Source organism: Acidobacteriota bacterium (assembly GCA_028874215.1).
Lineage (GTDB): Bacteria > Acidobacteriota > UBA6911 > RPQK01 > JAJDTT01 > JAJDTT01.
Genome location: JAPPLF010000018.1, coordinates 36,449 through 60,807, shown reverse-complemented (window position 1 = coordinate 60,807; position 24,359 = coordinate 36,449). Strand labels below are relative to the sequence as shown.

Sequence of the window (24,359 nt, the reverse complement as noted above, 5' to 3'; positions counted from 1 at the left end):
GGAGCTCCTAATGAAACTGCAGCGAGAAGAGGTCGCCGTCACGGATTTCGATCTTCATTCGCACGGTCTGACCGGCCAGGGTAGACAGGTCGGCGCCGCCCTTCCACTTGACGGTCCGCTGCAGCTCGTCGCCGAAGATCAACTTGCAATCGTCCAGGCCGTAGCCCTCCAGGGGATCTCCCCGCTGGTCCTGGATCTCGACCCGGAGGCTCCCCGCGGCCGAGGTGGAGTAGTTCAGCGTGAGCCGGGAGCCTGAGAAGCGGAAGGGCCGGGTCCGGACCGATCCGCCCTCGAAGTTGCCCTGCAGCGAGACGAACCCGTCTTCCCGCAGCACGCCGCGCCGGATCTTGACCGTCTGGGTTCCGTAATTCTCCACGAAGTAAAGGGACATCTCCCCGTCGCCGGTGGGAACCAGCGTGGGTCCCACTTCGATGGCCCTGCCGTGCCAGTTCCGGATGTCCCGCCCGGGACGGATGAAGGCCTCGCGAAAATAGGTGAACGTGATGCCGTCCCGGCTGAACATGAAGACGATGTCCGAGAGTCCGGCGCAACCGTAGATCCAGGTGATGCCCGGCACCTCCATGCTCGAACAATCGGGCGCGTTTGCCCAGGGCTCCATGTAGACATGGGGCCAATCCGGGTCGAAAACCCGCTCGGGCATGAACCGCTTGGGAAACATGACCATCAGGTCGGGTCTTCGATAGTACGGAGTGGCGGCGTTCTTGTAGAGATGCTCCTCGGGGGTGCTCCGGTACTGGAGATATTCGGGTTCCGACCAGTTCAGGAAGTCCTTGGAGACGAAGCGCCGGATGTCCCGGATCCTGGGCACCGTGAACTCTGTCCCCGAGGGCAATTGGGCCGTGACGTGGTAGAGCTCCTTGCGGACGGTCTTGGAGCCGTAAGGCACGCTTCCCCGCCGATACCAGCCCCGGGCATAGATGGCGTAGTGCCCGCGTCCCGGGTCCCAGAGGCCGATGTTGTGCGAGTCCAGCGCCCCGTCCTCCCAAGGCGGCTGCAGCAGCTTCTGCTCCCGGATCATGCGCCATCGAAGCCCGTCGGGAGAGACCAGGCCGTAAATGACGGGCCGGTCGTGGCCGGCGCCCGGCTCCTTTCCGGTGCAGATGGACTTGTAGCGCTCATCCGGCGGAGTCTCCGGGTTGGGGTCCTTGAAGATGGCGAGAGTGGAGCAGATGCCTCCCGGAATCGGCCAGACCAGGTTGTTTTTCCTGGAGCCCTTGAACTCGATGAGGTTCAGTTCCGGCTTGACCCAGTGAATGCCGTCGGCGCTCTCGGCATAGGCCCAGAGGTGGGGCCGCGAGGGGCCGCCCCCCCGGTACCACATCCGGTACCGGGAGCCGTCCTTCATGACGCTGGGGTCGTAAAGATAGAGTCCCTCCCAGGGACGATCCAGTTGGATGGCCACCTCCGCCGCTCGGGGACGGTGCAACTGCCGGTAAACGCCGTCCAGTGAATCCACCAGCCAGTCGTCCACGAAAAGCTGGAGGTCGGTGCCCACGTCACGCACTTCGACGTGTCCGGCACCACGCACCGAAACGGCCAGAAAAAGAGTGAAAATCGCTCGGAGGGTGACCTGCATGGCCAATATTCTCCATACTAACGGCGACTGCGTCCAGAGAGCGTCCGGCAACGTCCTGGAGGACCGGAAGGGAAGGATCGACTAGACCAATGAAAACCTTGTGCACGAAACTTACAACCGTCCTGATCTTGGCGGGATGCCCGCTTCTGGCGGGGGTGGAGATCGCCGTCGACACTTCCATGCCGCCGCCCGGCTGGGCGGTGATGCAACGGGAGCTGCTGCGCACCCAGGCGGCGGCTTGCAGGAAGTTCTACGAGAAATACTTCGATGATCGGGGATTCCTCATCTGCACCGTGCGATGGGGCGCCCTCGACGGTCCCGACGACGCCATCGAGAACCTCCGGGACTGGCCCATCCTTCATTCCTTGGGCGCCTCCGACGATGTCCGGCAGATGTACAAGAAAGCCTGGGAGGGCCACCTGCGGCAATACACCCTGGCCAAGACCACCGACGTGGAGTTCGCCCGCGACGGCATGTACTTCAAGGAATTCCACACCAAGATGGACTGGATCCACATCGGCGAAGGCCTGGTGGTCCTGGAGCAGCAGGCGCTCTCCGACCCGGAAGACGTCCTCTTCCAGCGCCGCATGCGCCGTTTCGCCGGCCTCTACATGAATGAGGACCCTGGGGCCCCGAACTACGACCCCGAGCACAAGGTCATCCGAAGCCTCTTCAACGGGAGCCGGGGACCGCTGCTGCGGGACGCGAGGCCCGTGGACTGGGCCGGAGACCCCATCGAGATCGAGAACCGCTTCAAGCCGCTCCATAGCGAAAAGAACTACCGGCTCATGCTGGAGCACTTCGAGGACTACACCGACATCGTCGGCGACCACCCGTTGAACCTGTTGTCCACCAGTCTGGCGACCCAGGCCTACATGCTGAACCACGAAGAGAAATACAAGAAGTGGGTCCTGGAGTACGTGGACGCCTGGATGGATCGGATGGAGGCCAACGGCGGGATCATGCCCTCCAAGGTGGGATTGGACGGCAAAGTCGGCGGCAAGAGCGGCAAGTGGTACGCCGGAGCCTATGGTTGGGGGTTCACGGTCCGGGTGCCCGACACCACCACCTACGTGAACCGCAACCAGCACGAGTACGGCCTCGTGGGTTTGACCAATGCGTTTCTGCTGACCGGCGACCGCAAGTACCTGGACGCCTGGCGGCGGCAGATGGACGTGGTCAACGCCAACTCCAAGGTGGAGGAGGGCCAGACGGTCTACCCCCAGATGTACGGCGATCAGGGCTGGTACGCCTACCGGCCTCAAAAGTACTCCGAGGGCGCTCTGGACTTGTTCTACTTCCTGATGGAGAAGAAGGAGCGCGCGCTCCTGCCGAAGCGCGGCTGGCTGGATTTCCTGGAGGGGAACGATCCGGGCTACCCCGAACGGGCAATGCAGGACGATTTCGTCACCATCCGGGACAAGATCGAGGCCATGGGCCGGGACGAAACCACTCCCGACACCCGATTGGCCGATGATCCCATGCGGTACAGTCCGGCCCGGGTCGGCTCCCTGGTCCACATCATGCTGGGCGGCCTGAACCACCTGGCGCACGAAACCCGTTTCCGCCTCACCCTGGTGAAGGACGCCCAGGACTACATCAATCGCGGCAAGGAACACCGGAAACGGATCGGCCACCTGGGAAGCCTGCTTCACGCCCGGCTGCGTTACTTCGACCCGGACCGGAGACGGCCCGGCATTCCCCGGGACGTAGCAGCCCTGGTGACGGAGTTGACTCCGGACAAGACCACGGTCACATTGGTCAACGTCAATCAGCTCGAGCCGCGAACCGTCATCGTCCAGGGTGGCTCCTACGGAGAGCACCAGTGCCTGTCCGCGACGGTGGAGGGAGAGGAGACGCCCATCGGCGCGCCGTTCTTTCAAGTTCGGCTGGGCCCGGGCGCCGGTGCGACTTTGGCCATCGCCATGAAGCGGTTCGCGAATCAGCCGACCCTGATGCCGCCCTGGCGCCGTTGAACCGGGATCCGGCGTCCAACCGGGGATTCCGGTCTACGTCAACCGACCCGGCGCGCCGCGGTTCTGCCCGCGGCAGATCTGCCGCGAACCGCCCGCTTCCGCTCCGCCAGTCTTCCGGCCCAGAGGACAGCCTGTATCAGGCTCTGGGGACTGGCTCGTCCGGTCCACGCAATGTCGAAGGCGGTCCCGTGCGCCACCGAGGTGCGCACCAGGGGAAGGCCCAGGGTCATGTGAATGCCCCGGTCGAAAGAGATCATCTTGAAGGGAACGTGGCCCTGATCGTGATACATGGTCACCACGGCCTGGTAGCGGGAACGGACCGAGGGGACGAAGAGCGTGTCGGCCGGCAAGGGGCCGTCCACCTCCATTCCCTCTCGCCGGGCCGCCTCCACCGCGGGCCGGATGACATGCTCTTCCTCGCCGGAACCGAAGAGCCCGCCCTCCCCCGCGTGGGGATTGAGTCCCGACACCGCCAGCCGCGGCGTCTCGCCGCGCAGGTTCACGACCGCATCCCGAGTCAGCCGAATGGCCTCCAGCACACGTGCCTTGGTGAGTTCCCTGGAGACCCTTTCGACCCCGACGTGCCCCGTGACCATGCTGACCCGCAGTTCGTCCGAAGCCAGCATCATGTAGACCGCTGGAGTACCGGTGGCGGCGGCCAGGTAGTCAGTATGCCCCGAAAACGGGATTCCGCCGGCCTGCAGGGCCTGCTTGTTGATGGGACCGGTGGCCAGGGCAGCAAATTCTCCGTTCATAGTCCTGGTGGCGGCCGCTTCCAGAAAACGGAAGCCGGCGCGGCCGCAAGACGCCTGGACCCGGCCGGGCCGGACTCGATAGGCCTCCAACCCACCCGGATCGACCACGGCGGGTGAGGATTCGGAAAGATCCGAGTGTCCCTGCTCCCCGGTCACGACCCGGTCCGGACCGGGAAGCCGGCAGGCGCGGGCGACGCGGTCCAGCACCTCCGCATTCCCGAACACGACCGGGACGCAACGCCTCAGCACCCGGGAGTCGGCCAGCAGCCGCAGACAGATCTCAGGCCCGATCCCGGCCGGATCTCCCATGGTGACCGCCACGCGGGGCCGCCGCTTGGAAGCTGCCATCTGCCTGCTCACGCCGTTCGCCCCCTCCTGCACCCATGTCGTTGACGCTCAACGGGTTTGGACCCTTGGAGGTCAATCCGGGTGAAACCGCAATCTGAGGATGATAGCAGCCCGTGGAAAAAGTCGTCACGGCATTCGACCGTTCCTGCAAGGGCGCGGACTGCTGGCAGAACGCCGGGAGTCACTGGCTCAGGTCCCGCGTGCGTCGGCGGTTCGCCACGCGGTCGCCGGAAGGGCCCAGAGCCTCCTCCGCACTCCGGCCCCAGAGGGTCTCGATCTCGGGATTGAGATCGTACATCCACCTCACCAGGTCTTCGGTGGAGGCGCGCCCTCTGGCCCGGGCGCGCCGGGAGACCTTCAGATGCGGGGACAAGGCCTGGGCCAGATCGGCGCTGAAGTAGACCGCGCCCCGATGAGAGAGATGATGCCCGTCCACGAACAGGCCCCGGTCGCCGTAGTCGCGCCTGGCGCGGAGGATATCCACCTTCTCCCGGGCCGCCAGTTCCTCCAGCCGGGCCTGGTTCCGGGACATGAGCGGATCGTGGACCCGGCGGAAGGTGTCGTGTACCGGCATGATGAGAAGCAGCGGCGTGATCCCCTGGTTGCGGCACGCCTCGAACAACCCCACCAGGTTCTCCTCGTCCAGAGGAGTCTCCTCGTCGAAGCGGGCGCGTTTCGTGAATTCCCCGGACATGTGTCCGCCGTAGGGTTGCGGGCCCCAGCCGCAGGCGGTCTTGAATCCCGAGCGCCGCTCCAAATCCTTGAAGTGAACCGGAGTGGCCCTGGGGTCCCGCGCATCCCGGTAGCAGTCGTCCAGGAACCAGCAGCTCAGATCGGGAAGCAGCTCCTGCTCGATCAGGTCCTGCCGGTAGCGGAACAGGGCGAACCGGTAGGAGAGGAAGCGGGTGACGAAACCCTCGACGGCATCGCCGCCCGAGGCTGGCGCGTGTTCCAACCGATAGGCCAGAGACTCCCGGTAACGGTCGATCAGCTTCCAGAGCTTGCGCTTCTCGAGAGGCCAGTCGGGACTCACCCCGAAGACCAGGAAGTCGGGACGGACCTCGATGTCCAGGAGATGGGGAAGAAACGCCTCCCGGGCGAAACGGGCCACTTGGGAGCCGGTGCCGAAGTTGAACAGCGTCTGGTGCGGGACTCCCAGGGTGCGGGCCACGACTTCGGGGACAATGCCGTTCTTGGTGCGCGAGTCGCCGGTGAAGATGACCTTGGGAGGGTCCGGATAGGCCCGGAGCAGCGCGTTCCGGCGGGTCACCCGGGGGTCGTGGTAGGGCAGAAGCTCCATGTCGAACTGGGGCAGAATCAGCAGCCTCCGATTCATCTCCAACAGAATGAAGTCGGCCGCGATCAGCGTCAGCGCCAGGCCCAGCAGTATTTTGAGGAGGCGCTTGGCGAGGCCGGGCAGATCCCTGTTCCGGCCTCTGACCGTCCTCGCCAACGGATCTACAACCATATGGCTCCTTCGCTTCAATTATATCCTGCCCCTCAAGCCCTTCCGCCGGGACCGGGAGATCAGAATTGAAAGTAAATGAAACTCGCCTGCCCCCCGGCAAACAGATAGAGCACCAGCAGACCTCCCAACATGATCCAGCTCCAGCCCAAGGTTCGCGATGACGCCAGCCGGCGGGAAAGGCGGCCCATCCGGTAGCTGAGGAGATGGATCAAGGCGAACGCCGCCATCAGGAAAAGGGGCAAGGGGTGGCTGTCGATCAGTGCCGAGAGCCCGGCGGTGTTGAAGTCCCAAAAGATCATCTTCCTGACGTAGAAAGACAGCGTGCCCAGGTCCGGGAGAATGAAGATGAGCCAGCCGATGCAGGTGAGATAGAAGGTCCCCAGGATCTTCAGGGGATTCCAGATTCCGGACCCGGATGCCGGCCGCCGCCAGATCAGGAGCTTGTGGACGATGAGCAGAATCCCCTGGTACAGGCCCCAGAGCACGAAGTGCCACGCGGCGCCGTGCCAGAGTCCGCCCAGGAGCATGGTCACCATCAGGTTCACCAGTTGCCGCGGCCGGCCCTTCCGGTTTCCGCCCAGGGGAATGTAGAGGTAGTCCCGGAGCCAACTGGAAAGGCTGATGTGCCACCGTTTCCAGAACTCGGTGATGTTGTGCGAGAAGTAGGGAAAGTCGAAGTTGTCCGGAAAACGAAAGCCCATGACCCGGGCCGAACCGATGGCGATGTCGGTGTACCCCGAGAAGTCGCAATAGATCTGGATGGCGAAGGCAACGATGCCCAGAAACACCCAGAGGGAGTCGTGTGTCAGATCCCCGTGGAAGACCGTTTCGACGAATCCCGACAGGTTGTCGGCCACGCAGACCTTCTTGATGAGCCCGTACAGGATCAACGTCGATCCGAAACGGATCCGGTCCCAGTTGACCATGGGCATCCGGACGAGCTGCGGCAGGAAATGGCGTGCCCGGACTATGGGACCGGCCACCAACTGGGGAAAGAAGGAGACGTAGAGAGCGAACTGCCGGATGGAGTCCACAGGCTTCAGCTTGCCGAAGTAGATGTCGAGCGTGTAGCTCATGCTCTGGAAGGTGTAGAAGGAGATGCCGATGGGCAGGAAGATCTCCCATCCCGGGAGCCGTACCCCGAAGCCCAGGCTGCCGAAGAGGGTCTCCACACTGGCGAGAGCGAAATTGGTGTATTTGAAATAGGCCAGGACCCCCAGGTTGCCGGCGATGCTGACGGCCAGGAGGATCCGGCGCGTCCGCAAGCGGGTCGAATTCCCGATGGCCCGCCCGCAGTAGAAGTCGAGGAAGCTGGAATAGAGGAGCAGCAGGACGTACCAGGTCGACGACACCCAATAGAAGTAGTAGCTGGCCAGCAGCAGGAACAGGTGCTGGAACCGGCGCCTGCGGACCGCGTCTACGACGAGGAGCACCAGCAGGAAGAAAAGGATGTAGTGGAAGCTGTTGAAGAGCATTTCAGCCGGCGGCGGGAATCACGGGATGCCGGGCCAGACTTCCATGGGATCGGTGGACCGGACCACATGCATTCCGGCGCCGGAGAACCGGCGGAAGGCGGCCGCGGCGTCCTCCGTGTAGTCGACGACGCCCGGCACCACCACCGGCGAGGTGCAGTCCTCCAGCAGGTAGACCCTCCCGGCGAAATCCTCCGGACCGGCCGAGCACTCCTCCAGGAGATGGTCGACGGTCCAGGCCACGCAATGGCTCTTGGCCTGTCCCGCCACGATCACCACGTCGAACGACCGGAGCGACTCCAGCAGGGTCCGGTTCTTCTCGCCGATGGGTGCGCCGTCGGCCCCCTCCATCACTTCCGGACCCAGAACCGAGTAATGCTCGGTCAATGGCGAGTCTCCCTTGACCTGGAAATCGGGCTGGCTCTGGCGGCAGACGCTGTGAAAAAAGACCGCCTCCTCCAATGACGACGCCAGGGCGTGACCGATCCCGCCCAACATCCCGTGGTAGGGCCAGACGGTGAGCTGATACTGCCCTTCCGCCTGAAGCCGGCTGACGTAGTGGAGGAGATGAGCCTGCCCGGTCTCCCCATCCATTCCGACCTGGGAGCAGGCGACCGGATTGATCCGCCAGATGCCCCGCCTCACGTCCTCGGCCGAGATGACGGTGTACGGCTCGGGGTGCTCTCCGGCCTCGTCGATCAGAAACAGGGGATGGAAGATCTGCACCGGACGGTGCGTGTCCATGGTCGGACAGATCCGGGTGATGACGCCCAGATTCCGATAGATGAACCGGCACAGCCGAAGGTTGTCCTCCACCGCCGCGCGTCCGGACGCTCCCCCCACGAAGAGCTCGAACCCGGGAATGCAGAAGGTGTTCTGTACGTCCACGGCCACCAGGCAGATCCGTATCCGGTCCTGGGCCGCAGGCGTGACGCCGTAGCGGATTCTCCACTCCGCCGCTTCCCGGGCTCTCTCCTGATAGGGAACGCGCCAGACCTCATCGACCCGGTCTGGATCGAAGTGGGGGGGAACCGGAAGCTGGGGCCGGGGCATGTGAGCGGTTTCAGCGATTGTAACCGGTCTCTTCGTACCACTGGGCGTTGATCTCGAGGTAGTGATCCCACTCCTCGGGAACTTCGTCGTCCGGGAAGATGGCCTCTACCGGGCACTCGGGCACACAGGCGCCGCAATCGATGCACTCCACCGGATCGATGTAGAGCATGGTGGCATCGGTGAACTCGACTTCATCCGCGCGCGGATGGATGCAATCAACCGGACAGGAGTCCACGCAGGCCGTGTCCTTGGTTCCGATACAGGGCTCAGCAATGACGAAGGTCATGATCTCCTCCCTCGTAGATCCTATCCAATTTAACGAAAAAAGAACCCAGGTCAAGCGGACGGGCGGCGATTTCCAACCGCCGGACGGGAACGGCGCCTTCCAACCGCCGGGCGCCCCGACGACAACGTGTCAAGAAGGGAATGGGCGACTGGAGTGTCGTCCCTCCCCCCCGGCTAATGCGGTGTCGAGTCGTGTCGCGGACTGCTAGAATATCCCGCAGTGAATCGCACCGAACGCCTACTGGACTTGATCGCCTACCTCCTCAACTCCAGCGAGCCGGTCTCCTGGAGAGAGATCAAGAACCACTTCCCGGAGGACTATGCCCGGGGCGTCGAGGAGTCGAATCAGCGAAAATTCGAGCGGGACAAGGCCGAACTCATCACTCTCGGGATTCCCATCGACTACAAGAGCGGGCCCGAGGTGTCCAAAGACGGCTACGCCATCCGTGAGGACAAGCTCTTCCTTCGCGAAATCGAGTTCAATCCCACAGAGTCTTCCTTGCTGATGCTCTCGGCCGACGCCGTCCGCGACAATTTGAACTTCCCCTACCAGCCCCAGTTGAAATCCGCCCTCTACAAGATCATCAGCGTCAGTCAGGTCACCCCTCCCCCGCCCGAATTGAAGATCTCCTTCCCCAAGGGGGGAGTCACCGGCAAATGGCCGAACTTGGTGCACCAGATCCGGGAAGCGTTGGAGCGAAAGAAGAGTATTGAGATCGAGTACTACGCCTTCTCCACTCGCGAGACGACCCGGCGCAAAGTCGATCCCTACGGCCTGATTCTACGGAAGGGCAACTGGACGCTTGTGGGTTGGGACCACCTGCGGCAGGGGCTTCGTTGCTTCGTCCTCTCGCGCATGAGCGAGGTCATCGTCAACCGGAGGCGTCCGGGGAGTCCCGACTACACGATTCCCAGTGATTTCTCCCTGAAGCCGTATCAGAATCAGCAGCCCTGGGAACTCGCCATCCATGAGCCGGTTCGGGTTTCGGTGGAGGTTTCCGAGCATCGGCTTCCCGAACTGCTCCCCCAGTTGACTCGCGCCGTTCCCACGGGTGAGAACCGATTCGACATCGAAGTGACCCACCGCTCCGGCTTCATCTCCTGGATTCTGGAATTGAAGACCGATGCCCGGGTGCTGGCTCCGGCGGAGATGCGAAACGAGATCGCCCGGACGCTTCGCAATCTGTTATGAACGTCGCCGACCGGATCAACCGCATTCTCCTGATCATGAGCTACGTCTCCCAGAACCAGGGAATCTGGTTGGACGATCTCGCCAAAAAGGTGGAGATGCGCCCCCAAGACCTGCTGAAGGAGATGGAATTCATGCTCCTCATCGGCAAGCCTCCGTTTCGGCCCGACGACTACGTGGACATCTACGTGGAAGACCGTCGCGTCTTCATCGAGTTCGACCAGATGTTGAACCGCCCCCTGCGCTTTACCCGGTCCGAAGCCGTGGCGTTGCTGGTCTCTCTCCAGTTGCTGGACCCGGAAGTCGATCCTCGTGCCGTCAGATCGCTGAAGAGCAAGATCCAACAGGCCATCTCCCACTCGGAGGACTCCCGTTTCCGGATCGAGAATCGGGTCGTCGTGGACCGGCCGTCCCGACCCGTCTCCGAACACTTTGCGCTCTTGCGCCAAGCCGTCGAGGAACACTTCAAGGTGCGGATCGACTACTATTCCCTGACCCGGAACGAAACCTTGAGCCGCAACGTTCGCCCCTACCATCTGACCAAGCGCCTGGGCTACTGGTACCTGGAGGGCTATTGCGAACTCCGGCGTGACGTGCGGACCTTCAAGTTCGACCGGGTCCTGTCGGTGGACCTGTTGAACGACTCCTTCTCCCCCCCCGAGGGCGCGGACGTGCGCGGGGTCGGAAACAACTTCCTTCGGTTCCCCGGAGATCGCAAGATGCGCGTCTATTTCGACGCGGACGCGGCTCCCTGGATCAAGGAGCAATGGGGCGATTCGGTGGAACCGGCAGAGGACGGGGGAGTGGTCCTTACCCTGGAGAGTGAAACCCTGGAGTTCCCTTCCCGCCTGGTCTTGAGCAACGCCCCTCACGCCCGGCCCTTGAGCCCTCCCGAATTGATCGAGAAGGTCCAAAGGGATGCCAGAAGGGTACTGGCCCTGTACGATGCGCCGGTCTCGGCTTCATGAATGTGGACTGATGACCGGCATGCACTCGGCGGCCCAGCGGGAATTGCGGGGCGGAAGGCAACCCAAACAAGGATGGAGAGCGTCATCATGAATAAAACAGCGCGAAGAGGCGTGGTGCCGATCGGTATGGTTTTCCTGGCTCTGTCCTGCGGACCGGTTTCCGACGAGGTCGACTCGACCGGACCCGAAGGGGCAATGGAGGCCGATACCGGTCTGGCGGCGGCCGCCATTCTCCATCCCACCGAAGGAAACGACACCGAAGGAATCGTCGCCTTCGAGGAGATGGGTGGTGGAATCCACGTCATGGCTCACGTGACCGGACTGTCGCCGGGGCGATACGGCCTGCACGTGAACGAGGTGGGCGATTGCAGCTCGGGGGACGGAGCCGGCGCGGGCGCAATTTTCGACCCCGAAGGATCCGGCTCCGGGAATCCCGCCGGTCAATTGGGCGAGATCGAAGCCGACGAAAGCGGAATGGCGCACTTCATGACCGACGTTCACCAGATCGCCTTGTCGGAGGGGCCTCGATCGGTGGTCGGACGCTCGGTGGTCATCATGACGGCCGGAGGAGAGACCGTCGCAACCTTGGCTTGCGGCGTCATCGAACCGCAGGCGCCCGGCGCCATGCGCGAGGGTTCCGGATACTGATCTCGAACTTCCCGTAGACCAGGCCGGCTCCGGAGAATCCGACCGGCTCCGCAACCGCCCGAATGCTCCGCCTCGGGCGTTCAGTCCGAGACTTTGAACTCAGCCGTCAACCTCTTGTTGCCCCAGTCCGCCCTCAATCTGGCCCCGCCCGTGTCCTGCCCGTATCTGCTGCGGAGGAGATAGATGGTGAACGTCTCCACGTTGGCGTCGACGACTTCCGTCTTGATGGGAACCACCAACTCGCCTCCATTCAAGAGCAACTCCCACTGGTCGGGGCCGATGCACTTGGCCTGCAGCTTGTAATCGCCAGCGGGAATCGAGACTCCGCCGGAGACGAGATTCGCTTCCGTCTTCATGGTGGTGGGCGCGTTCATGCCCATGCGCCAGACCATTTCCGGTTTGGCCATGCCCAGCATGTCGCGGCCCCGCAAAGAGGGACGCCCATACTCGATGGAGACCTTCTTCCCCTTCAAGGTCACCTCGGCGGTCCCGCGGAGATCCTCCTGGGCCTCCAGAGAGAACTGAGTCATAAGAACTGCTGCAATGACGAGAGCTTTCTTCATGGATCTTCTCCTCGATTGATTCCTTGGTGGAACGTGCCCACTCGACCCGGCGCCGGCGGCCGCCGCAGGTTATTGGACGCGCAGAATCACACAACATTTTTGGGCCGGCGTCAATTCGAGCCGAGGACACCATCGACCTGACCGGCACTGACGTTGACGGACGAGAATCCGGCAGAATATGTTCGACCAGGGTTGACCAACTTCGGAGTTGGACATGGCTACGACGGTCTACAATCTAAACGAAGCCAATTCGCCTCTCTCCCGGCTCGTCGATCGGGCTGCCGGAGGAGAGGAAATCATCATCGCCAGGTCCGGAAAGCCCGTAGCTCGTCTGGGGCCCCTCCGGCAGAGAGCCGCTCCGCGGCAACCTGGAGGCTGGGAAGGCCGCGCTTACATCTCGGAAGACTTTGACGAGCCCCTGCCGCCGGAGATCCTGCCGTCTTTCGAAGGACAGGAATGAACTCGGAAAAACAGACTGTCCCCTTTGTTCGCTTCCCCATCCTCTGGGTTTGATCCCCGGTCCCGGAACGGCTTTCCGTGGATGGCCGGCCCGGCCGAATCCAGGATCCGGAAAACCGAGGTCATCCGTCATGGAGCGGGCAGCAGGCATTCCGTCGAGATCACAACTTCCAACCGGAACGGTATTCCTTGCGCAGCAGCGCATTGGCCTCGGGAGAATTGGCGACCCGCAGGTTGTCCGCGTCCCAGTCGAGTTTGGCTCCGGTGCGGTAGGCAACGGCGCCCAGGTTGACCGCCTCCGAGATGGGACCGGAATAGCCGAAATGGCAGCTCGTCGGACTCCCGGATTTGCAAGCGGCAATCCACTCGGCGCGATGGCCGACTTCAGACGTTCGCCGCCACGATTCGTGGTGCTTGTAGGCGGCCATCCACTCCGGGCGGCGGCCGATTTCCGCGCCGATGGACGGGGGAATGCTCGGCTTGGGCGGCACGAAGCCCTTGAACTTCTCCGCAGGCCAGAGCATCCGCTGCGGGTAGTTCACCAGCAGCATTCCTTCGGTCCCCACGAAGACGCCCCAGGGCCAGTCGGGGAAGTCGTTTTCCGCAAAAACCGGCGGCGGCTGACTGCCTTGGGTCCAGGTCAGGGTCACCGGCGGCATCTCGCCGCGCGCGGGGAACCGGTAACGGACATGGAGCCGCTCGGGAACCGTCTCAGGATGCGGTGGCGGACCCTCCGCCTCCACCGAGTCGGGATAGCGGAGCTTCAGAGCCCAGAAGGCCAAGTTGAAGAAATGGGTGGCGGCGTTGCCCAGACTGCCGGTGCCGAAATCCCACCAGCGCTGCCAGTTGCCGCCGCAACCCCGGGAATAGGTGGGGTGATAGGCGCGGTAAGGAGCCGCCCCCAGGAAAAGGTCCCAATGAAGCCCTTCGGGGACAGGTGGAGTCTCGGTCGGACGGTCAATCGGCTTGCGTCCCGAGCGGACCCAAATATGGCAACTCTTCACCGTACCGATGGCTCCGCCGCGGACCAATTCGACGATGCGGCGGTAGTTGCCCGAAGCGTGGATCTGGGTTCCCAACTGGGTCGCCACCTGCTGCTCGGCGGCCACCTTGGCCAGCATACGGGCCTCGAAGACCGAAATGGCTCCCGGCTTCTCGCAGTAGACGTGCTTGCCGCGCCGCATGGCCGCAACACTGGCCGGAGCATGGGTGTGGTCCGGCGTGCTCACCACCACGGCGTCGATCTGGCGGTCCAGCTCGTCGAGCATCTGCCGGTAATCGTGGAACTTCTTAGCTTGTCCATAGCGGGCGAGGGCGTGCCCGGGAGGATTCCGGCGCCTCGGAGCCGAAGCTGCCGCCGACCGTTCGTCAGTGTCGCAGAGAGCTATGATGTTCTCCCCGGTCATCTCCGGCTGCGAAGCCGGCTTGATTCTCATGCCCGTCACATACTCCACGTTCTCCCCCGCCATGTGGGCGAGGTTCCACGCTCCCATGCCACCGACGCCGACAGCGGCGATATTGAGCTTTTCGTTGGCAGGGTAGCCCCACACCGAACGGCTGTCGCGAAGAATCACGAAGCCCGCCGCAGCGCGGCCCGCAGTGCCGAGAAAACGTCGCCGTTTCAACTGGTTGGCCACTATTCCTCCTCCATCAGCATCCGGCCGTTCCGAATGCGGACCCGAATCTCGAGATTACATTCTCCCCGGAGTTCGAAACAGGCAGTCCCCTTCCGGTTTCCCTTTGAGTTCACAACGTCCAACCGGAACGGTATTTCTTTCGCAGCAGCGCGTCGGCCTCCGGAGAGTTGGCGACCCGCAGGTTGTCCGCGTCCCAGTCGAGTTTGGCGCCGGTGCGATAGGCGACGCTCCCCAGCATGACCGCCTCCGAGATGGGGCCGGAAGCGCCGAAGTTGCAGCCCGTCGGGCTCCCGGTTTTGCAGGCGGCGATCCACTCGGCGCGATGGCCGACTTCAGCCGTCCGACGCCAGTCCGGGTGGTTCTTGTACGCGGCTACCCATGGAGCGCGAAGGCCGATCTCCGCACCGATGGAAGGCGGGATGCTCGGTTTGGGCGGCTCGAAGTGTGCGAACTTTTTCTCAGGCCAGAGCATCCGCTGCCCGTAGCTTGCCAGCAGCATTCCCTCGGTGCCCACAAAAACGCCCCAGGCCCATTTGGGGAAGTCGTTCTCCGCAAACACCGGCGGCGGCTGACTTCCATGTGTCCAGGTCAGGGTGACCGGCGGCATCTCTCCGCGGGCCGGGAACCGGTAGCGGACATGAAGCTGCCCGGGTGCCGTCTCTGGGTGCGGTGGCGGCCCCTGGGCCTCCACCGAGACCGGATAGCGGAGATCCAATGCGCGGAAGGCCGGTGTCAGGTAGTGGCAACCCATGTTGCCGAAGCTGCCGGAGCCGAAATCCCACCACCGATGCCAGTTGCCGCCGCAACCGCGGGAATAGGTGGGGTGGTAGGGACGGTAAGGCGCCGGCCCCAGGAAGAGATCCCAATGAAGCCCTTTGGGGACGGGTGGCGTCTCGGCCGGGCGGTCACTCGCGCCGCGTCCCGAGCGGAGCCAGATGTGGCACTCCTCCACCGCGCCGATGGCTCCGGCGCGGATCAGTTCGACGACGCGGCGGTGGTTGTCCGAGGCGTGCATCTGGGTTCCCAATTGCGTCGCCACCTGCTGCTCGGCGGCCACCTTGGCCATCATGCGAGCCTCGAAGACCGAATCGGCGCCCGGCTTCTCGCAGTAGACGTGCTTCCCGCGCCGCATCGCCGCAACACTCGCCGGAGCGTGGTTGTGGTTCGGAGTGCTCACGACCACGGCATCGATCTGGCGATCCAACTCGTCGAGCATCCTCCGGTAATCGTTGAATTTCCTGGCTCGTCCATAGCGGGCGAAGGCGTGGCTCGGAGGATTCCGGCGTCCTGGAGTCAATTCGGCCACCGACCGCTCGTCCGTGTCGCAGAGAGCTACGATGTTCTCCCCGGTCATTTCCGGCTGTGAATCCGGCTTGACTCTCATGCCCGACCGGAACTCCACGTTCTCCCCCGCTATGTGGACGAGGTTCCATCCTCCCATTCCGCCGGCGCCGATAACGGCGACGTCGAGCTTCTCATTGGCCGGGTAGCCCCAGACCGAACGGCTGTTGGGGAGAATCACCAACCCCGCCGCTGCACGGCCCGTAGTGCTGAGAAAACGCCGGCGCTTCCACTGATTCGTCATTTTTCCTTCTCCATAAGCATCTGGCTGTTCCGTGAGAACTGACTTGGACGACTCGGCAATATTGCTCCAACGTCCGAACCTGGGTCAATGGGTTTCGACTTTACTTGACAGCATCGCCGGGGATCTGCCAGTTCTTCCACGTGCAGGCCCGGCACCTGATCCTCCTCGGCATGGTGATCGCCGCGTCGGTCCCTGCCTGCAAAACGGAGACCGGCACCCGCCAGGATCGTCCCAACATCATCCTGATCCTGGCGGACGATCTCGGCTACGAAACTCTGGGCGCCTACGGCGGCCGCTCCTACTCGACGCCGATGCTGGACCGCCTCGCCCACCAGGGGATTCGCTTCGACCACGCCTATTCCCAGCCGCTCTGCACCAACACCCGCGTGCAATTGATGACGGGGCGCTATCAGCACCGTTACTGGCAAGGCTTCGGAATCCTGCCGAAAAGGGAGCGGACGTTCGGCCATCTGATTCAGGAGGCGGGCTACCGGACGCTGATCTCCGGCAAATGGCAACTGCACAGCTACGATCCGGTGGACTATCCCGGGGCGGCGGTGAGACGGGGGACCGGGATGCGGGGCGCCGATTCGGGATTCGACGAATACCTGCTCTGGCATGCCTGGCACACCGAGGACAAGGGATCGCGGTACGCGGACCCCACTTACGACCTCAATGGCAAGCTGGTCCGGGAGCAGACGGGGGCTTACGGGCCGGACCTCTTCGTGGAATACATCAACGATTTCGTAGAGCGGAACCGGGACGGCCCGTTCTTTGTGTACTACCCAATGGCGCTCCCGCACGACCCCTTCGTACCCACTCCCGACAGCCCCCAATGGCGGGAGGACTCCCGGCGCCACGAGCAGGACAAGGCCTACTTTGCCGACATGGTCGCCTACATGGACAAGCTGGTCGGTAGTATCGTGGCCAACCTGGACCGGCTCGACCTGCGCCGGCGGACTCTGGTCCTGTTCTACGCGGACAACGGCACCCACAGGATGATTACTTCCCAGCTTGGAGACCGGACGATCCGTGGAGGCAAGGGAAAGACCACCGATGCCGGAACCCGAGTCCCGATGATCGCCAGTTGGCCCGGCACCGTTCCGGCCGGCGTGGTCTCACAGGATCTCATCGACTCGGTGGATATCTATCCGACTTTGGCGGAACTGGCAGGCTACCGGCTTCCGGACGAGCCCCTGATCGACGGCGCCAGCTTCGCGGATCGCTTGTTGGGCCGTAACGGCCGTTCCCGCGACTGGGTCTTCATGCACTTCGAGCCGAGGCCGGGATGGGACAAGGACAAGTACTCGCAACTCACGTTCGTACGCGATCGGCGATACAAGCTGTACGGCAACGGGGAACTCTACGACGTCGAATCCGATGTGCTGGAAGCCATCCCCATTCCGGTGTCACAACGCAACGAGGAACAGCGGCGGATCACCGGGAAGTTTCAGGCCGTAATGGACAGGCTCGAGGGCCGGGAGTAGTGAACGGGGAACGCCGTCCGCCTGCGTTTTGCGACCAAGAATTCGGATCTCTTCCCGATCCGGTTCGGGAAGGCCCGGACAACAGGCGGCTGACGAGGCCGAATGGGATGTTCCCTTTTTGGCACGGGTTCCTTCAACCTGGAGGATGGACGATGAGAACGAGAATTTTGGCTGTCGTGGCGTGTCTCCTGACGGTTTCCCCGGGTGCGGCGCCCCCCGCGGAGCAAAGCCAAACCGAGGCGCCCGTGGAGATCGGCACCCGATTGGAACTCTTCGTCGATCACTACCTGATCGATCGGCTGGAAGGAGCGCGCCTGACGCTGGGACGCCCCGAGCCGGCGGGAACCGTCCTGAAGGCGGACCAGCCCTGGGAGGGCCCCTTCAATTTCGGATACGAGGTGATCCGCGACGGCGGCATCTATCGCCTGTTTTACCGGGGCTGGTCCGAAGACGATTCAGTAGTCGTCTGCTACGCCGAGAGCCGCGACGGCGTCCGCTGGGATAAACCCAATCTGGGACTCGTGGACGTGGCGGGCACCCGGGAGAACAACGTCGTCGCCCTGATGGACGAAACCGGCCTCAGTCCGCTGTCCAGCCTCTATCCCTTCGTCGACTCCCGCCCCGGCGTGCCGGCCTCCGAGCGCGTGAAGGGAATCCGCGCCATCCTCCAGTCCAAGGAACCCTTCCTCATGCACGTCTACCTGTACGGTTCCAAGGACTGGTTCCGGTGGAGCCGGTTGCGAGAGGAGCCCATCATCGCGACCGGAATCCGCAACGCCTTCGACGCTTCCAACTATTTCTTCTGGTCACAGACGGAAGGACTCTACGTCTGCTATTTCCGCTACATGGTCAGCCGGCCCACCGGCTCTTCTGCGGCAGGAATCCGGTCCGTTCAGCGCGCCACCTCCCGGGACCTGATCCACTGGTCCGAGCCGAAGGGGATGACCTACAGCGATACCGGGACCGCCATACCCTCCGACCACCTGTACACCAACAACACGGAGCCCTATTTTCGAGCCCCCCATCTCTACGTGGGTCTGGCCGCCCGTTTCATGAGCGGCCGGCGCGTCGTGACCGACGCCCAGTTGGACCGGATGCAGATGGCGTCACAAGGGGGGAATGTCTACTACGGGGACTGTTCGGACGCGGTCCTCTTGACGACCCGGCCCGGGACCACCCGGTTCGACCGGACCTTTCCGGAGGCCCTGGTGCGGCCGGGGCCGGGGCCGGAGAACTGGATCTCCCGGACCAACTATCCGCTCAAGGGAGTCGTGCAGACGGGACCCGCGGAGATGTCTTTCTTCGTGAGCCGGCACTATGCCCAACCTTCCTGGCACATCGAGCGCTTGACCCTGCGCCTGGATGGATTCAGCTCGGTTCGGGCTCCCTACCAGGGAGGCGAGATGCTCACGAAACCCCTAGTCTTTTCGGGAAAACAGTTGGTGATCAACTACGCCACCAGCGCCGCCGGAAGTCTTCGAGTGGAGGTTCAGGACATGGAAGGCCGCCCCTTCCCCGGACTCTCTCTGTCCGACTGCCCGGAGATCATCGGGGACGAGATCGAACGTCCGGTCACGTGGGAAGGCCGCCATGATCTGGGGCAGCTCTCGGGGAAGCCGGTTCGGCTCCGCTTCGTCATGAAGGATGCGGACCTCTACTCCATGAGGTTCCAATAGAAGCCGTGTGATCGTGGCCCCGGGAAGCCGCGCCGCGGCTGCGGACTCAGTACGCTTCCGTGAACCCGAACAACGGCGGGTTGCTCATCCACTTCCCCTGGGTGAACTCGGGGAAGTCCACCGGTGCGCTCGACCGCCGGATCGACTGCTCGGAGAGGGGCGAGATCGCCATCCAGGCCGCCATGTCGTAGACGTCGATGGGGGTGTTGATCTTCCGCTTGATGCACTCCTTGAAGGCCCGGAGCTCCAGAAAGTCGGTTCCGCCATGTCCTTTGCGGATTCCCGCGGCCAGGTAACTCTTCCATAGCGGATGTTCATACCGCTCCTGAAATCGATCGAAGGATTGCCACCGGTGCCGTGGCTCCATGCCGTCCAGGTAGATCATGGACTTGTTCTTGGAACTGCTGTCTGCATCCTGCATCCAGACTCCTTTCGTACCCTGGACCACGTACAGAAAGGAGTTGGGCCGCGGCAGGCGAGTGTCGAACTTGATGACCACCGTCTCCTCATTGGCACACTTGATGGTGGTGGTGACCAGATCCCCCTGTTTCCAGGCAATGTCTCGACGCGGGTGACCGGGAGGAAGATTGTCCTGGGCCCATTTGCGCAAGCCTCGTGACTTGGTCGCCATAGAGGTCAGGTACTCGAAACGGTTCCCCCGCTGAATGTTCAGACAATGGGCGATGGGGCCGATGCTGTGGGTGGGATAGAGTTCTCCGTTACGGTATTGGTTGTGCATGGAGCGGTAGTCCCCGTCCCCCTTTGGAGTGGGGCCCGTGCCCTTTCCCAGGACCAGGCGTTCGCGCAGATCATGGGCATACCCGCACTGGCAGTGGATCAGTTCCCCGAACACACCCTCGCGGACCATTCTGAGGATCGCCATGTTGTATCGGGCATAGCAGTTATTCTCCAGGAGCATGCAGGGAACCCGGGTCTCCTCGTAGGTTTCCACCAGGTTCCAGCACTCTTCGATGGAGTTGGCCGGACCGACTTCGACTCCCGCGTAGATTCCGGCCTTCATGGAATCGATGGCCATGCGGATGTGCAGTTCCCAGGGCGTTGCGATGACGACACCGTCGAGGTCGTCCCGTTGCAACAACTCGAGGTAGGAATTCTCATCCTCTCCGTAGCCCTCGGGACGTGGGCGGCCCGACGACTGGACCCGATCCTGAGCCCGGCGCAGGTTGTCGGGGGCGATGTCGCAAACCGCCGGTATGCTCACGTCGGAAAACCGCAGACACAGCCTGAGCAGATTCGATCCCCGGCCCCCTACGCCGATGAATCCGAGGCTGACCTTGCGGTCATCGGCGCCTTTCAGGACGGCGGGCGTCAAACCGACACCGAGGCCGGCGGCGGACACCTGCTTGAGGAAACTTCGGCGGTCGGACGGCGGGGCGCTCCTGTTCGGTCGGTTCATCCTCTTCCTCCTGGCCCGGGCGAGACCTCTTCCCGGCGGCACGGCCGGCGGTCCGTGGCGAAAGCCGCCGCTGCGCCTCCACCGGATCCGAATCCGGGCAGCCCGGGTTGTTTCCGGATCAAAAATGATCGAACATTCTCGTTCGTCAGGGCTTGTCCGGCGGGCCGAGTTCCGGTCTCGGTGCTACGCGGGACTTCTACCACGGACCGGCACGGGAGCAACAATGGCTCGAAGACCCGCCACCCTCACACTTTTGCTCTACACCCTGTTCACGGCAGCCCGATCGGCTCCTGCCTTGGCCGCCCCGCCTTCCGGACGGGGGGAGCCCACGAGAACGATTCTGCGATTCTCCCATTATCGGGTCCTGTTCGACCGCGTCCAACAAGGCTATCCCATCTGTGGAGCCTCTTTCCTGGACCGGAAGGGAACGCTGGAACTCATTTTTCTCCGTCCCACGGAAGACGGCCGGGGCCAGGAGACATTCCTGACTCGCAGTGACGACCCGGGAAAGACCTGGTCCGATCCCGTCTCCTTCGGTCCGCCGGTGGGAGACCCGGATGTTCTACGAGATGGAGGCTGCTGGCCCCGGCCAGCCATCCGGACTACCGTCCGCTAAGGAAACAATAGAGCCGGTTCCAGGTGCCGGGAACCTCAGCTCTCTTGAGGAGAACCGCCCATGACGCTCCGAACGATCGTCCCTTTACTGGCGTTCTTTGTCGTCGGGGCTGCGGTCGCGCAAGAGAACACGCGGCCGAACTTCCTGATTGTGCTGGCGGATGATCTGGGTTACGGCGATCTGGCTGGTTACGGTCATCCCAAGATCAAGACGCCCAACCTGGACCGGTTGGCGCGCGAAGGACTGCGGTTGACGAGCTGTTACGCGGCGGCGCCGAATTGCTCCCCGGCGCGGACCGGGTTCATGACGGGGCGAACGCCCTATCGGGCCGGCGTGCACAACTGGATCCCCATGTTCTCTCCCATGCACGTCCGGAGGGAAGAGATCACGGTCGCGACGCTGCTGCGGAACGCTGGATACGACACCTGTCACGTCGGCAAATGGCACCTTAACGGCGACTTCAATCTGCCCACTCAACCGCAACCCTCGGATCATGGCTTCAACTACTGGTTTTCCACGCAGAACAATGCCCTGCCGAATCACCGCAATCCCGACAACTTCGTCCGCAACGGCAAACCGGCCGGACAACTCGAGGGCTATGCCGCGCCGCTGGTGACCGACGAGGCCATTCACTGGCTGAAAGAAGTCCGGGACAAGACGAAGCCGTTCTTCATGTATGTCTGCTACCACGAGCCGCACGAGCCGATCGCGAGCGACAAGCGGTTCGCCGATCTCTATCCTTCCGGCGACCCCAGCTATCGAGCTCATCACGGCAACATCACACAACTCGACGATTCCTTTGGGAGGCTGGCCGAGACCATCGACGAGCTTGGTTTGCGCGACAACACCTTCGTCGTTTTTACCAGCGACAACGGACCGGCGATCACGGGAATCCACCCGCACGGATCGGCGGGACCCTTGCGCGGCAAGAAGGGGTATCTCTACGAGGGCGGAATCCGCGTCCCGGGCATCATCCGCTGGCCGGGACATGTCAAGCCGGGGTCCGAGTCGGACATTCCCGTCAGCGGCGTCGATCTGCTGCCGACGCTCTGCGATCTCGCCGGAGTGTCCGTGCCCGGACGCCGTACTCTCGACGGTGTCAGCATTCGACCCCTGCTGGCGGGAGCACCGCTTGAGCGGAAGACGCCACTCTATTGGCACTTCCTGCGGGCTCGCGGAAAGCCCAAAGTCGCCATGCGCGCCGGGGACTGGAAGATCCTGGCGCACCTGGACCAACCCGACCTGCGAGTCACGGCCGACATCGTGCCCGACGAGATGCGGATGCTGAAGACCGCGAGGCTGGCGCGGTTCGAGCTGTACAACCTTCGCGTCGACATTGGCGAAACCCGGGATTTGGCGGAACGAGAGCCGCAGCAACTGGCCAGACTTGCAGATCAATTGCGGTCGATGTACGCCGATGTCCAAGCGAAGAGCCCGGTGTGGCCGGCCTGGAAGTGGCCCCGATACGAGGCGCAGCGAATCGAGTGGCCTCCATACCGCAATCGGCCCAGGAACAAGTAAGACCGTTCGGTAGCCACCCGGTTCTTCAAAATGGACTGGCGTACCGGCACTCACCAGGCCTGGGCCTCCAGGCTCGAATGGACTACCACTCCAGACGGCTGTCGTCCGGGCCGAGTTCTCCGGGCCCCCGAATTCCCCGACCTTTTCGTTGGGTGAGCTTGTCTCCCAGCTCGTCCCGCATCCGGACCGCGTACCGGCGCAGCCGCTCAACGATCTCCGGATGCTCCGGAGCAAGGTCGGAGACCTCCCCCACGTCTTGCTTCAGGTCGAACAGTTCCAGTCCGGTCTCGGCCTGATCGTAGGGGACCGGGTAGCCGCCGGTCCCTCCGGCCCGGCCCGACAGCGTTCGGTACCGGTGAGGAAAGTGGAGCTTCCAGCGGCGGTCCCGCACGGTCTGCAGTTGGCCGTTCCGGTAGTAGGAAAAGAAGGCCTCGTGAGGCGAGCGAGCCCCGGGTTCCGCGAATATCAGGGAGCGGATGTCCCTCCCGTCAATCTTGTGTCCGGGCAGCTCCGCGCCGATCAGAGCCGCGACCGTCGGAAAGACATCGATGGTAGAGGCCAGTTCGTTGCACTCCGTTCCCGCCGGGATCCGCCCCGGCCAGCGCATCATGGCGGGGACCCGGATTCCCCCTTCGAACGACGTGCCCTTGCCCTCCCGCAGCGGAGCCGCAGACCCGGCGTGATCGCCGTAGCTGAGCCAGGGCCCGTTGTCGGAAGTGAAGATCGTCAGGGTGTGCCGGTCCAGGTTGGTGCGTTCCAGGGCATCGAGGATCTGTCCCACCGACCAGTCGATCTCCATGACCACGTCGCCGTACAGGCCCCGTCCGCTGCGGCCCTTGAACTTGTCGGAGACGTAGAGCGGCACATGGACCATGCTGTGGGGCAGGTACAACAGAAAGGGGCGATCGCGGTTCCGCTCGATGAAATCCACGGCGCGCTCGGTGTACTTGGCCGTGAGCCGACTCTGGTCCTGCCCCGTGACCCTGGGATTGATGACCTGATTGCCCTCGATCAGGGGCAGATCGGGAAAGCGATCCCCGGCGGTGGGGTGCTCGGGCCACATGTCATTGGAATAGGGCAGGCCGTAGTATTCGTCGAAACCGTTCTGCAGCGGCAGGAACTTGGGATGGTGGCCCAGGTGCCATTTCCCGAAGCACGCCGTGGCGTAACCCCGGCTTCGACACAGTTCCCCGAGGGTGACTTCCCGTGGGTGGATGCCGATGTGGGAACTCGGCCCCAGAGCCCCCGACAAGCCGATCCGGCGGTGATAGCAGCCGGTCATCAAGGCCGCCCGGGACGCCGTGCACACTGCGGACGAAACCTGGAAATCCGTGAATCGCATGCCCTCCGCCGCCATGCGGTCCAGATTGGGAGTCGGGTCACCCTGGGCGCCGAAGGGGCCGATGTCGGCGTAGCCCATGTCGTCAATGAAGACCAGAACGATGTTGGGCGGGCGGGCCTCCGAAGGATCCGGTGGGCGGGTTTGCGAACAACCGCAGAGCGAGATCACCGCCGCCGGCAACAAAACCCGGAGCATTCTGGAATAAGATCTCAACACGAGTCCGGACATCGGAATGAAGAGTTTGCAGCAACGATCCCGGGCCGCCTTGACAGGCGAATTTCGAGAAAAAGCATACTC

General features: G+C 63.3%; 20 protein-coding genes. 9 read left to right on the top strand and 11 right to left on the bottom strand.

Annotated elements, in window-relative coordinates:
• Positions 1–7: 7 nt before the first annotated feature.
• Complete coding sequence (locus OXT71_03480; protein ID MDE2925440.1) at positions 8–1,597, bottom strand: hypothetical protein; 1,590 nt, start codon at positions 1,595–1,597, stop codon at positions 8–10.
• 89 nt (positions 1,598–1,686) lie between these two features.
• Between OXT71_03480 and OXT71_03475 the strand changes: the two genes are divergently transcribed.
• On the top strand, positions 1,687–3,573 hold the full coding sequence (locus tag OXT71_03475; GenBank protein ID MDE2925439.1) for a hypothetical protein: 1,887 nt from the start codon (positions 1,687–1,689) through the stop codon (positions 3,571–3,573).
• Positions 3,574–3,611: 38 nt separating this feature from the next.
• Here OXT71_03475 and pdxA read toward each other — a convergent pair whose 3' ends face one another.
• The 5 genes from pdxA to OXT71_03450 form a co-directional block, all read right to left on the bottom strand.
• Complete coding sequence (gene pdxA, locus OXT71_03470; GenBank protein ID MDE2925438.1) at positions 3,612–4,688, bottom strand: 4-hydroxythreonine-4-phosphate dehydrogenase PdxA; 1,077 nt, start codon at positions 4,686–4,688, stop codon at positions 3,612–3,614.
• Positions 4,689–4,857: 169 nt separating this feature from the next.
• The gene (locus OXT71_03465) at positions 4,858–6,144 is read right to left on the bottom strand and encodes a hypothetical protein (protein ID MDE2925437.1); all 1,287 of its coding nucleotides are present in this window, start codon (positions 6,142–6,144) and stop codon (positions 4,858–4,860) included.
• A gap of 59 nt (positions 6,145–6,203) precedes the next feature.
• Positions 6,204–7,619 carry an MBOAT family protein gene (locus tag OXT71_03460; protein MDE2925436.1) on the bottom strand — a complete coding sequence of 472 codons (1,416 nt, stop codon included), beginning with the start codon at positions 7,617–7,619 and terminating at the stop codon, positions 6,204–6,206.
• Positions 7,620–7,637: 18 nt separating this feature from the next.
• Positions 7,638–8,669 (bottom strand): isochorismatase, encoded by a 1,032-nt coding sequence (locus OXT71_03455; protein ID MDE2925435.1) that lies wholly within the window; start codon positions 8,667–8,669, stop codon positions 7,638–7,640.
• 10 nt (positions 8,670–8,679) lie between these two features.
• A complete protein-coding gene (locus OXT71_03450) occupies positions 8,680–8,955 on the bottom strand; it encodes a ferredoxin family protein (GenBank protein ID MDE2925434.1) in 276 nt (91 codons plus the stop codon).
• A gap of 219 nt (positions 8,956–9,174) precedes the next feature.
• Between OXT71_03450 and OXT71_03445 the strand changes: the two genes are divergently transcribed.
• From OXT71_03445 to OXT71_03435, 3 genes are all read left to right on the top strand, one after another.
• Positions 9,175–10,146 carry a WYL domain-containing protein gene (locus OXT71_03445; GenBank protein ID MDE2925433.1) on the top strand — a complete coding sequence of 324 codons (972 nt, stop codon included), beginning with the start codon at positions 9,175–9,177 and terminating at the stop codon, positions 10,144–10,146.
• Positions 10,143–11,111, top strand: a complete 969-nt coding sequence (locus tag OXT71_03440; GenBank protein ID MDE2925432.1) for a WYL domain-containing protein — start codon at positions 10,143–10,145, stop codon at positions 11,109–11,111. Before OXT71_03445 ends, OXT71_03440 begins: the two co-directional genes overlap by 4 nt.
• Before the next feature lie 87 nt (positions 11,112–11,198).
• Positions 11,199–11,759, top strand: a complete 561-nt coding sequence (locus tag OXT71_03435; GenBank protein ID MDE2925431.1) for a superoxide dismutase family protein — start codon at positions 11,199–11,201, stop codon at positions 11,757–11,759.
• An 80-nt stretch (positions 11,760–11,839) separates the two neighbouring features.
• Here the strand turns inward: OXT71_03435 and OXT71_03430 are convergent, their stop codons facing one another.
• Complete coding sequence (locus tag OXT71_03430; protein ID MDE2925430.1) at positions 11,840–12,322, bottom strand: DUF2911 domain-containing protein; 483 nt, start codon at positions 12,320–12,322, stop codon at positions 11,840–11,842.
• Positions 12,323–12,536: 214 nt separating this feature from the next.
• Here OXT71_03430 and OXT71_03425 point away from each other — a divergent pair, with 214 nt between their 5' ends.
• Entirely contained in the window at positions 12,537–12,782 is a 246-nt protein-coding gene (locus OXT71_03425) for a type II toxin-antitoxin system prevent-host-death family antitoxin (GenBank protein ID MDE2925429.1), read from the top strand.
• A 160-nt stretch (positions 12,783–12,942) separates the two neighbouring features.
• Here the strand turns inward: OXT71_03425 and OXT71_03420 are convergent, their stop codons facing one another.
• Together OXT71_03420 and OXT71_03415 are read right to left on the bottom strand one after the other, a co-directional pair.
• On the bottom strand, positions 12,943–14,418 hold the full coding sequence (locus OXT71_03420) for a Gfo/Idh/MocA family oxidoreductase (GenBank protein MDE2925428.1): 1,476 nt from the start codon (positions 14,416–14,418) through the stop codon (positions 12,943–12,945).
• 109 nt (positions 14,419–14,527) lie between these two features.
• Positions 14,528–16,003 carry a Gfo/Idh/MocA family oxidoreductase gene (locus tag OXT71_03415; GenBank protein MDE2925427.1) on the bottom strand — a complete coding sequence of 492 codons (1,476 nt, stop codon included), beginning with the start codon at positions 16,001–16,003 and terminating at the stop codon, positions 14,528–14,530.
• A 104-nt stretch (positions 16,004–16,107) separates the two neighbouring features.
• On the opposite strand from OXT71_03415, the gene OXT71_03410 reads away from it, so the two are divergent.
• Positions 16,108–17,490 carry a sulfatase-like hydrolase/transferase gene (locus OXT71_03410; GenBank protein MDE2925426.1) on the top strand — a complete coding sequence of 461 codons (1,383 nt, stop codon included), beginning with the start codon at positions 16,108–16,110 and terminating at the stop codon, positions 17,488–17,490.
• Between the two features lie 152 nt (positions 17,491–17,642).
• Positions 17,643–19,166 (top strand): hypothetical protein, encoded by a 1,524-nt coding sequence (locus OXT71_03405; GenBank protein MDE2925425.1) that lies wholly within the window; start codon positions 17,643–17,645, stop codon positions 19,164–19,166.
• Between the two features lie 46 nt (positions 19,167–19,212).
• On the opposite strand, the gene OXT71_03400 is transcribed toward OXT71_03405, so the two are convergent.
• A complete protein-coding gene (locus tag OXT71_03400) occupies positions 19,213–20,583 on the bottom strand; it encodes a twin-arginine translocation signal domain-containing protein (protein MDE2925424.1) in 1,371 nt (456 codons plus the stop codon).
• 223 nt (positions 20,584–20,806) lie between these two features.
• Between OXT71_03400 and OXT71_03395 the strand changes: the two genes are divergently transcribed.
• Together OXT71_03395 and OXT71_03390 are read left to right on the top strand one after the other, a co-directional pair.
• The gene (locus OXT71_03395; GenBank protein ID MDE2925423.1) at positions 20,807–21,199 is read left to right on the top strand and encodes a hypothetical protein; all 393 of its coding nucleotides are present in this window, start codon (positions 20,807–20,809) and stop codon (positions 21,197–21,199) included.
• 60 nt (positions 21,200–21,259) lie between these two features.
• Complete coding sequence (locus OXT71_03390) at positions 21,260–22,720, top strand: sulfatase (GenBank protein ID MDE2925422.1); 1,461 nt, start codon at positions 21,260–21,262, stop codon at positions 22,718–22,720.
• Positions 22,721–22,802: 82 nt separating this feature from the next.
• Here OXT71_03390 and OXT71_03385 read toward each other — a convergent pair whose 3' ends face one another.
• A complete protein-coding gene (locus OXT71_03385; GenBank protein MDE2925421.1) occupies positions 22,803–24,257 on the bottom strand; it encodes a sulfatase in 1,455 nt (484 codons plus the stop codon).
• Positions 24,258–24,359: the final 102 nt, after the last annotated feature.